10 protein-coding genes and 1 tRNA gene are annotated in these 8520 nt (G+C 63.1%); 4 read left to right on the top strand and 7 right to left on the bottom strand.

What is annotated here, in order from left to right; all coding sequences use genetic code 11:
* Positions 1 to 5: 5 nt before the first annotated feature.
* The 3 genes from B9A23_RS11755 to B9A23_RS23055 are packed head-to-tail and all read right to left on the bottom strand — an operon-like array spanning position 6 to position 528.
* Positions 6 to 233, bottom strand: a complete 228-nt coding sequence (locus tag B9A23_RS11755; RefSeq protein ID WP_084279205.1) for a hypothetical protein — start codon at positions 231 to 233, stop codon at positions 6 to 8.
* Complete coding sequence (locus B9A23_RS22800) at positions 230 to 373, bottom strand: hypothetical protein (RefSeq protein ID WP_176217970.1); 144 nt, start codon at positions 371 to 373, stop codon at positions 230 to 232. Before B9A23_RS22800 ends, B9A23_RS11755 begins: the two co-directional genes overlap by 4 nt.
* Positions 370 to 528: a hypothetical protein gene (locus B9A23_RS23055; RefSeq protein WP_217806600.1), complete on the bottom strand. Its 159-nt coding sequence runs from the start codon at positions 526 to 528 to the stop codon at positions 370 to 372. Before B9A23_RS23055 ends, B9A23_RS22800 begins: the two co-directional genes overlap by 4 nt.
* 133 nt (positions 529 to 661) lie before the next feature.
* On the opposite strand from B9A23_RS23055, the gene B9A23_RS11750 reads away from it, so the two are divergent.
* From B9A23_RS11750 to B9A23_RS11745, 3 genes are read left to right on the top strand one after another with little or no spacing between them, the layout of a single operon-like run.
* Entirely contained in the window at positions 662 to 1159 is a 498-nt protein-coding gene (locus B9A23_RS11750) for a DNA cytosine methyltransferase (protein WP_217806599.1), read from the top strand.
* Entirely contained in the window at positions 1156 to 1389 is a 234-nt protein-coding gene (locus tag B9A23_RS22795; protein WP_176217969.1) for a hypothetical protein, read from the top strand. The genes B9A23_RS11750 and B9A23_RS22795 overlap by 4 nt, the downstream gene beginning before the upstream one ends.
* On the top strand, positions 1379 to 2491 hold the full coding sequence (locus tag B9A23_RS11745; protein ID WP_176217968.1) for a site-specific integrase: 1113 nt from the start codon (positions 1379 to 1381) through the stop codon (positions 2489 to 2491). The genes B9A23_RS22795 and B9A23_RS11745 overlap by 11 nt, the downstream gene beginning before the upstream one ends.
* A 37-nt stretch (positions 2492 to 2528) precedes the next feature.
* Here the strand turns inward: B9A23_RS11745 and B9A23_RS11740 are convergent.
* Both B9A23_RS11740 and yghU read right to left on the bottom strand, forming a co-directional pair.
* Positions 2529 to 2603 (bottom strand) — tRNA-Gln (locus B9A23_RS11740).
* Between the two features lie 78 nt (positions 2604 to 2681).
* Positions 2682 to 3548 carry a glutathione-dependent disulfide-bond oxidoreductase gene (gene yghU / locus B9A23_RS11735; RefSeq protein ID WP_084279201.1) on the bottom strand — a complete coding sequence of 289 codons (867 nt, stop codon included), beginning with the start codon at positions 3546 to 3548 and terminating at the stop codon, positions 2682 to 2684.
* A 91-nt stretch (positions 3549 to 3639) separates the two neighbouring features.
* On the opposite strand from yghU, the gene B9A23_RS11730 reads away from it, so the two are divergent.
* Positions 3640 to 4656 (top strand): DNA topoisomerase IB, encoded by a 1017-nt coding sequence (locus B9A23_RS11730; protein ID WP_084279257.1) that lies wholly within the window; start codon positions 3640 to 3642, stop codon positions 4654 to 4656.
* A 6-nt stretch (positions 4657 to 4662) separates the two neighbouring features.
* On the opposite strand, the gene B9A23_RS11725 is transcribed toward B9A23_RS11730, so the two are convergent.
* Entirely contained in the window at positions 4663 to 6021 is a 1359-nt protein-coding gene (locus B9A23_RS11725) for a peptidylprolyl isomerase (RefSeq protein WP_084279199.1), read from the bottom strand.
* A 127-nt stretch (positions 6022 to 6148) separates the two neighbouring features.
* Positions 6149 to 8425, bottom strand: coding sequence for an LPS-assembly protein LptD (locus B9A23_RS11720; protein WP_084279197.1), 2277 nt, complete (start codon positions 8423 to 8425; stop codon positions 6149 to 6151).
* Positions 8426 to 8520: the final 95 nt, after the last annotated feature.

The raw sequence follows: 8520 nt of genomic DNA, 5'->3' as shown, positions 1-8520 counted from the left end.
CCAGTTCATGCGGCCTCACGAAGGCGGCGAGCGGCGACGGTGTCGCGCAGCTTGGCGAGCAGCTGGTCGAAATCACGGGTGCCGCGGCGGGCATGGCTGGCCGCAATGCTCTCAAGCATGGCTTCGGTCAGCGTGTGCAGCGGCGCGGTCGAAGCCTTGGCGAACGCTGCAACAGCGTTTTCGCGCTTGGTGACGTTCTCGCGACTGCGGGGGAAGCGGGCGCCGGGCTTCATGAGCGCCTGCCTTTCGCCATGCCGCGCAAGGTCTCGAAAAGCGCACGGTTCTCCGGCTTCGGCCCCATGCCGGTCAACGCGAAGAATCCATCAAGGAGTTTGACCGCCCAAGCCACGGCCTGCTGTTCGTCGCGGGTCATGCTGCCTGCGGGCCCAGCTCCCGCTTGATTTCAGCCCAAATCGCGTAGGCGCGGTTCTTGGTGATGCCGATGCGGGCAGCAGCGTCCGGAATGCTGATGTCGAGTGAGACCAGTTCGGCGAGACGCGACTTTGATGACTGGACAGGGTTGCTCACAGCGTTTGTCCTTCGTCTGATGTGGGGCGGAGTTGGCTCATCACGCAGCCAGCCTTGCCGAGTGCGCTGGCTCCGACCCGTTCAAGGCCGACGACATGTTTGCCCACGTCAATGGCATACCTGCGACAGCCTTGTGCCGGTCGCCTTTGCCGAGAACAGCCGCGCCGAGATCCGCCTTTGCGGTGGCGATGGTCAGGTATCCTCGCAACTCACTACAGGAGGCGGGAAGCCGGGGCAGGGGCAACCGTGCATCGCCGAACCCTTCACCATCATGGAGAGAGGCCGCAAAGAAGGCTCCAATCTGGAGTACCGGCAGGATGGTACTTCCAATGCGATCCTGACACCGAACGGTGGCCGTGGTGGCCGTGGTGGCCGTGGTGGCCTTGGCGTTGGGGCGATTGCTGCCGAGTGGGCAGTACGCCGCCTAACCCCGACCGAATGCGAACGCCTGCAAGGCTTTCCCGACAACTGGACCAAGATCGCATGGCGCAAGAAGCCTGATGCCGATTGCCCGGATGGACCACGCTATCGGAGCATTGGAAATTCGATGGCAGTGAACGTGATGCGATTCATTGGTGAGCGCATCAAAGAAGTGGACCAGATCGCAACGCAAGAGGTGAGGGCAGCATGACCCGCCTGCTCACAAAAGACGGTATCTGCGCCTATCTCGGCGAGATCAGCGCGGCCACATACGACAACTGGCACCAGCGCGGCATCGTGCCGGGACCGGTACCGGGGACGACGCGCTACGACATCCGCGCCCATGATGCAGCGCTGGATCGTATCGCAGGGCTCGACAAGGCCGCGGCGAAACCGAAGCTGTCGCCGTTGGAAGAGTGGGAACAGAGCCATGCGGCTTAAGCTCAAAGGCGTCTACGAGAGCCACAAGAAGCTCAGGACCGGCGCCTATATCACCTATTACTACCTGCGTGGTTTCGGTGCCTTGAAGCCCATCGAGGGTGACGAGGACGCGCCGTTCTATCCCGGCAGCATGGCGTTCATGCGCAGCTATCAGGCGGCTGTCGAGGCACCACGCAAGGCCCGCGTCGATGGTACCCTGCAGGAAGTGCTCGACGGGTACCGCGCAAGTCCGGATTTCTCGAAGTTGGCCAAGCGCACCAAGTCTGATTACGAGGGACACCTCGACAAGATCGCCGCGGCGAAACTGCTCGAGAAAGGTCCGGCATTCGCGACATACCCGCTGGCCGCTGTCGATGATCCGAAGATCCGCAAACGGCTTCTGGACTGGCGCGACAGGCTGGCCAAATCATCACCGCGTCAGGCCGACGCAACATTCGGCGTCCTGCGAATCGTTCTGGAATGGGCGCGCGATCGCGGCATGATCAGTAACAACCACGCCACGCGGCCGAAGAAGGTCTACAAGGCCGATCGGTCGGAGCAGTTGTGGCTGCCCGAGCATATCGAGGCATTCCGCGCTGTGGCTGAGCCCGAGATGGCCCTTGCGCTGGATCTGGCGCTATGGACCGGCCAGCGCCAGACTGACGTGCTCAAGCTGGGCTGGTCGAGCTACAAGGATGGCCGTCTGGTTTTCCGGCAGGGCAAGCGCAAACGCAAGGTCGACATGCCGGTGCCGTCTGCACTGAAGGCGATTCTCGACAAGACGCCGCGCCGGGCATCGACCATCCTGACGACAGCCGCCGGCAAGCCTTGGACAACAGACCCGCGCCCGATCAACTTCATGCATCACTGGCGCAAGACGACGCTCGCCGCCGGTCTCGATGGCCTGCATTTCCATGACCTGCGCGGGACGGCTTGCACGAATCTGGCCGACGCAAACTGCACGCCGTCAGAGATCGCGGCCGTGCTGGGATGGACGCTCAAGACCGTCATGGAGATGCTGGATCGCTACCAGGCAATGACGGCAGCACAGAGCAATTCGGCAGTGGCGAAGCTCGAAAGCAGACATACGACTGCGGAACGGAGTGCGGAACGTGGTGAATAACTTTTTCAGCGAATCACTTGAACCCAAGGATTTCTGCTGGCTGGGGCGGCAGGATTCGAACCTGCGAATGCCGGTACCAAAAACCGGTGCCTTACCACTTGGCGACGCCCCAGCAGAGCGCGCGCTTATAGCGTGGCTTGCGGGGATGAAAAGGGGTGACCTGACATTGCCGCCACCCCTTTCGAACAGGTTACCAGTTGCGCTTGGCCGGTTGCAGCATTTCGGGTGCGAGCGCGTCGAAATCGCTGGCCTCGTGCCGCTCCGACAAGCCCTTTTGCGAATTGACGAGACGGCCGCGGATCACGCCGGGGCGGGCATCGATTTCGCCGACCCAGCGGCCTACGTGTTCGTATTCGTGCATCGACAGGAAGGTTGCGGCCTCACCATAGGCTTCGCCGCGATAGATGTTGCCGAACCAGGTGTAGGTCGCAAGATCGGCAATCGTGTAATCGTCGCCTGCAAGGAAGCGCGTCTGCGCCAGGCGGCGATTGGCGACATCGAACAGGCGCTTGGTTTCCATTGCATAGCGGTCGATCGCATATTCGATCTTGAACGGCGCGTAGTTGTAGAAATGTCCGAAGCCGCCGCCGATGAACGGTGCCGAACCGACCTGCCAGAACAGCCAAGACAGGCACTCGGCCCGGGCTGGACCCGACGCGGGCAAGAGCACGCCGAACTTTTCGGCAAGGTGCATCAGGATCGCGCCCGATTCGAACACGCGGACCGGCTCGGGGCCTGAGCGATCGACCATGGCCGGGATCTTGGAATTGGGATTGATGTCGACAAAACCGCTGGTGAACTGATCACCATCGAAGATCTTGATCAGCCAGGCGTCATATTCAGCGTCGGAAAAACCCATCTCGAGCAGCTCTTCAAGCATGATCGTGGCCTTCTGGCCATTGGGCGTGCCCAGCGAATAGAGCTGGAACGGATGCTTGCCGACGGGCAGCTCACGCTCGCTCGTCGGACCGGAGATCGGGCGATTGACGCTGGCAAAGGCGCCGCCGTTCGCCTTGTCCCAGGTCCAGACCTTTGGCGGAACATAATCTTCGGACATCGCGCGCTCCTTCGAACATTTGTTAGTGTTGCATACTATATTGCGGACTTGGCACCGGAACCGCAAGGCCCTGCTGACCGTTCGCCGCCACATGACCAGCAAAGCCGCAAAACTCGTGCATGTCGATGACAGTCTTCCCGGCGTCACCCGCCGGCGGTGCGGGCGCGGCTGGGCCTATTTCGATGCCAAGGGGCAGAGGGTTACCGACCGCGAGGAAATTAGCCGCCTGAATGCGATCGCGCTTCCTCCTGCCTACGTTGACACCTGGTTCTGTCCTGCGGCCAACGGGCATATTCTGGCCACCGGCATCGACGCCAAGGGGCGCAAGCAATATCGCTATCACCCCGATTTCCGTGCGGAGCGGGAAGGGGAGAAATTCGATCGCTGTGCCGCATTCGGGCGGTTGCTGCCGCTGGTGCGCGCGCGCGTCGAGGACGAGCTTTCCTCGCGCGGGCTGTCGCGTGACCGCTGCATCGCCAGTGTCGTCCGTCTGCTCGATACCGGCGGCATTCGCGTCGGAAATGAGGCTTATGCGCGCAGCAACGACAGTTTCGGCGCCACCACGCTGCGGATGAAGCATGCGCAGGTGAAGGGGCAGGTGCTGCGCCTGCGCTTCCGCGCGAAATCGGGCAAGGATCGGGAAATGCGCATTACCGATCGCAGTCTCGTGCGCTTCGTCAAGAAGATGCAGGACCTGCCCGGACAGAACCTGTTCCAGTACATCACTTACGATGGCACCCCCTGCGCGATCGGGTCAGCCGACGTCAACGACTGGCTGCGCGAAGTCATGGGCGAGGACTTCACCGCCAAGCATTTCCGCACCTGGCGGGCGAGCGTGCTCGGCTTCGAGGCGCTGGCCAACGCGCAAGGCAAGGTGCAACTGAAGGAACTACTGACGCAGGTCTCCGACCACCTCGGCAACACCCCTGCCATTGCCCGCAAGAGCTACGTCCACCCGGCGGTCATGGCGCTGGTGGATGAGCAGGAGACATGGCGTGCCGGGCTGCGCCTGCCGCGTGCGACGCGCTGGCTCAGTCGCGAAGAGCGCGGGCTGATCACGCTGCTCGAGGAAGGCCCGGCGGCGGCAGAGTTGCTCGCCGCCGGATAGATCGGATCAGTTGTATTCGATCACCGCATCGCGGCGAAGGTCGCGCAGGTAGGTCTGAGCGCGCTTGTTCACGCGATCGTCCTCCATCTGCGCCATCATCTCGTCAAAGCTGGGGCCGTTGCTGACCTTCGGATCGTCGCGACCGCAAAGCATCAGCACACGAACGCCTTCCTCGATCGAACCGAACGGCGGCGTGGTCTGGCCGACGGGCAGATTGAGCAAGGTTTCCTGCAAGGCGCCCGGCAGGTCGCGCGCCTTGATCTGGTCGTTGGCAACGACAGTCGCGCCGATCTTGGTAGCCTGGGCTTCGGCATCGCCACAGCCCTTGATTGCCTTCACGGCAGCCGCAAACTCCGCCGCGCGCTTGCCTGCAGTCTCGTTCGAGGTACCCTTGGGGAATTCGATCGAGATCTGCTTCAGGCTGAGCAGGGCGTCGCGCGGATCGGCGGTGAGCACTTGGCGCTTGTCGATCAGGTAGAGAATCGAGAAACCACCGCGGATTTCGATCGGTCCGGCAAGCTGGCCGGCGGCCATCGTTCCTGCCGCGGCGCTCAGTTCGGATGGCAACTGCGCAAGACGGATCCAGCCAAGATCGCCACCCACTGCCGCGGTCGAGGCTTCGGAGTACTGGCGGGCATAGGCGACGAAGCTGCCGCCGCCCTTGAGCTGCTCGACGATCTTCTGCGCGTTTGCAAAGACCTGCTGCTTGTTCACGTCGGTCGCGGCAAGGAAGATCTCGCCGATGCGGTATTCCTCGGTACCCTTGGAGGCTTCGAGGCGCTGCATCGCTTCCTGGACTTCGCCTTCGGAAATGTTCACGAACGGCTGGACGTTGCGGCGCAGGAGGTTCTGCCACGCAAGTTCGCCACGGATCTGGCGCTTGAGCGATGCCGATGAAGACCCGATACGGGCAAGGTACTTCTCCAGCGCCTCGGGCGACTGGCCAAAGTTCTGCGTGGCCACGCGCTCGTACGTCGCTTCGACCTGCGCGTCACCAGCCGGCACGTCGGCTGCCTTGGCTTCCTGGATCTGCAGCGTCTCGTCGATCAGGTTGCGCAGCACCTGCATGCGCAGGCGTTCCTTTTCCTCGGCATCGATCTTGCCCTGGTTGGCCGAGACGATCAGCGCAAGGCGCTGCTCGACGTCAGTGCCGGTCACGATCTCGCCATTGATGATCGCGGTGGCGCGACGCAGGTTGGGATCATTCTTGCCGAACATCGTCGGGTTCGCGGGGATATTGAGCGGCGCATTGGCACCCTGCGCCATGACCGGCGATACGGTCAGCGAAACAGCGGCGATTGCCATGGCGGTGGAACCCAGCGCGCGCGTAAGCGCCTTGCGGGTAATGTTCAGCGTGGACTTCATGATCGGGTATTTGGTCCTGTCGAACTGGCGCTCAAACGGCAGCCTTCTGCTATCTCGGTGTCCTTGGCCGCGCGCGGCTTAACCCAAGCTGAGTGGCGCATCAGACGCAAAAGGGCAATAGAGGAGGCTACTTCACCCCGAGGTTCTTGAGCGAGAGCGAAATCTGGAACGAATTGCCGCGCACGGCATCGCCGATGTTCACATAATCGCGGCGCCACGTGAACGACAGGTCAAGGCAATCATCGGTATAGGCAACGCCCAGCCGGTGGCGAAGCATCTGGTAGCCATCGGACGTAAGCGTCGGATCCTCGTCGCGGTTTGTGAGGTTGATGATCGCGGATCCGAACACCGAGAAGGTGCGGGTGATCGGCGTGCGCGCGGCAAGGCGCACTTCCTCGCGGTCCTGCAGGTCCTCGAACGTCGTGGCGATGTTGCGGTTGAGCTTGAGGTAGCCGATTTCGGCGTAGCGGCGATGGTTGCCGATCGTCGCGTCAAACTCGTTGCGGCGCAGCGCGAAGCTGTCCTTGTCGAGCCGGAAGCGGTGGGTCAGCTTGATGATGTCGCCAAACCGCACGGTCGTGCGGCCGACATAGTCCGACGCGCGATTGGTGAGGCCGGTGCCGTCGGGCAGGATAGAGGCCTGCGTCGACAGGCGATAGCTCTGGCCCACGGTGGTAGTCACCCGAAGGCCGGGGCGCTGGAAGGTCCAGTCGAAGCCATAGGTGAAGCGCACGCCGTCTTCGATGCGGTCGTGTCCGGGAAAGCGGTTGAGCGCGAAGAGGTTGGTGTCCTCGAGATCGACCGAGCGCGAATCCTCGTTGGGGATCTCGAAGTTGCGGACGTCTGGCGACGCCACGATCTGGAAGCGCGGCGTGATGACTTGCGTGCCGCCGAACATGTCGCCCACGAAAGGCCACTTCACATCGACTGCCGCAGTGGCGATGCCGCGCGTCTGCCACCCGGGCAGCCCGCGATAGATCGCGGTCGTGGTCAGGTCGTTGTCCGAACTGTGATAGGCATCTGCCCGGACAAGACCGGTCAGCGTGATTTCCTGACCCAGCCCGGTCAATGTCCGCATGTCCCACTGCGCGCGGGCGAAGGCGCGCTGGCTGTCCTGGCCGGCGGTCCGCACGATGGCGAGGCTGTTGGCCTCCAGCTCGAACTTGCCGGGGATGCCTTCGAACATGAGGCGCCGGCGGTAGTCGATCACCGGAAGGGCCAGCGGCACCATGCCCTGATCATCGCCCACGCGCAGGGTCTGCGTCACCCAGCCAGCGATCGAAAGATAGCTGGTATCGTCGATTCGCTCGATATTGAGCGAGGACCGCAACCGGTCGTCGCGCGTGATGTCGTAGCGGCGCAGGAAGGTGCGGTCGGAGGCCAGGCGGCCGTATCCCGTCAGGCTCCAGTGCGGCGAGAACTGCAGCTTGCCGTTCGCTTCGATGTATCCGCGCCACTTCTGCTGGCCGGTCGGCGTGGTGTTCAAGGGCGCGCCCAACGGGATGCGGCCTGACCGGGTGGCATAGCCGGTGATCTGGAATGCGCCGAGATTCGTCAGGTGGCGGTATTTCGCGGTCAGCATCGGCAGCGAACCGGTATAGAACGTCCCGGTCAGCGCCAGATCGCGATTGTCGGCAATGCGCCAGTACCACGTCTCGCTGATTTCTGCGCCGTTGGCCGCGCCAAGGCGGAAGTCCGGAATCAGCAGGCCGGTTTCGGCGCGGAAGTCGGACGTGTGGCCAAGGCCCGGAAGCGGCAGGACCGGCACGCCGAACATGTGCAGCGTCGCGCCCTTGTATTTCACGCGCTTCTGCTTGGCGTCGAAATAGACACGGGCCGCCGTGACTTCCCAGCTCGGCTTCTTCGGGCAGCCGTTCCCGTCTTCCACCGCGCAGCCCGAATAGGCCGCGTTCTCGAGCGTCATGTTGCCGAACTCGTCGCGCGTGCCGCGTTCGGCGGCAAGGCGGCCCCCGGTGCGCAGGACCACCAGCAGGTCCTCGATCGCGCCGGCCTTGAACTCGTCGGTCAGCTCGACCTGGTCGGTGTAGACGATGTTGCCGTCTTCATCGACGAAGCGGATGTTGCCGGTGGCCAGGATCTGCCCGGTGTTGCGATCCCACGTGACATTGTCTGCCCGCACGGTCTGGACATCGTGGCGCAGCACGACATTGCCGTCGGCGAAGACCTTTTCGGCGTTGCTGTCATAGCGGACCTTGTCCGCTTCGAAGCGGACCTGATCGTCGACGCCCGATTCGTCACCTGCAGGCGAGGACAGTGGCGCCTCCTGCGCCTGGGCTTGCGAGGCAGCCAGTGCGAGTAGCGCCACGACGGGGGCAGCGGCCAAGCGCGCAAGGCGCAAGCGACGATCAAGGGCTTGCGGCTGCGGCCGCCGGGCGGGTTGCATGCGCTTGCCTATCGCACCAGTGCACCCTAACTGCAATTCCACAATTTCCGCTTCCCGCCCTTTGCGCCGAAGTGTGACGCCCATGCCGAGCAGGA

The sequence above is a fragment of the Novosphingobium sp. B1 genome, assembly GCF_900176395.1.
Taxonomy (GTDB): domain Bacteria; phylum Pseudomonadota; class Alphaproteobacteria; order Sphingomonadales; family Sphingomonadaceae; genus Novosphingobium.
This window is presented reverse-complemented; position numbering and strand designations above follow the sequence as displayed.